2 protein-coding genes are annotated in these 1,027 nt (G+C 38.9%); both read left to right on the top strand.

Annotation, left to right across the window (positions count from 1 at the left end; all coding sequences use genetic code 11):
* Positions 1-63: 63 nt before the first annotated feature.
* Positions 64-207 (top strand): type II toxin-antitoxin system RelE/ParE family toxin, encoded by a 144-nt coding sequence (locus NXS07_RS21890; RefSeq protein ID WP_082243393.1) that lies wholly within the window; start codon positions 64-66, stop codon positions 205-207.
* 224 nt (positions 208-431) lie between these two features.
* Positions 432-773 (top strand): bleomycin resistance protein, encoded by a 342-nt coding sequence (locus NXS07_RS20285; RefSeq protein ID WP_258087547.1) that lies wholly within the window; start codon positions 432-434, stop codon positions 771-773.
* Positions 774-1,027 lie beyond the last annotated feature (254 nt).

The raw sequence follows: 1,027 nt of genomic DNA, 5'->3' as shown, positions 1-1,027 counted from the left end.
TTTTTCTATCAATTGGCTGCATAAAAAACAATTACATCATTTTCTCTTGCTAGCGCTCTGTTAATGCGACAGAACCATATTAGATCGGGGTTAAAGGGATTCCCAATAGCTTCACACATTATTTTTTTTCGTGTAGTGGAAAATGGGATAACCATTGTCAGAATTCTACATCAATCTATGGATTATAGGCGACACATTGATGAGTAACGATCTACATTAACTACAAAATGGTTCAGAACTTTATTTTCACCCAAGATACAATAATTAGTTACAACATAAATATGATGTGTTCTGCCTACCGCGAGAGAACGAGCCTGCATTGATCGTGGCAATTTTTCACAAACGCATGGATTTGCTAACGCGCCTCGCCGACTGGCTGAGACAATATTATGGATTTTTAAGGAAATATATATAAATAAAAGGGAAAATGTATGAGCGATTGGGAGGCTGTCCCTGTATTGGCTACATTGGATCTAGACGAATTGGTTGACTTTTACACAAGTAAACTTGGGTTCCATTGCGACAATTTTGTTCCTAATGAATATGCGATAATTAGCAGAGGGGAAGCTGAAATCCATTTTTGGGCATGTAACGATAAGTACATTGCAGAGAACACTTCTTGCTATCTTTTCGTGAAAGATATCCAAAGTGTGTTTCAAGAACTACAAGCGCAGACTGAAGTCTCTCCGCTTGCGGAAACTCCATGGGGCATGTTGGAGTTCCACCTAATTGATCCAAGTGGAAATTTACTTAAGTTTGGGCAGCCAGTTTAGCTGTTTAACGTTCTCCCCAACTCCTGTTTATTCAAAGTATATGGACATCGAACTTGAAAAATCCATTCAAACGTATGGCTTCTTTTTCCGTTGAAAAGAAGATAGAAATTCAAGCAGCTACAATTACGGATAACAGCGTTGTATTCTAACCGGAAAAAAGGCACATTTAGAGTAACCGGTTCTGTCGCATTAAGGAGTGGAGTCAGGTAACCTGTCATTTTTTGTTGAGAGTTCTAACGATGCCCCTTATCCGA

The organism is Xenorhabdus bovienii (genome assembly GCF_024721015.1).
GTDB lineage: Bacteria > Pseudomonadota > Gammaproteobacteria > Enterobacterales > Enterobacteriaceae > Xenorhabdus > Xenorhabdus bovienii.
The sequence above is the reverse complement of the archived record's forward strand: the minus strand, read 5'-3'. Positions and strand labels throughout refer to the sequence as shown.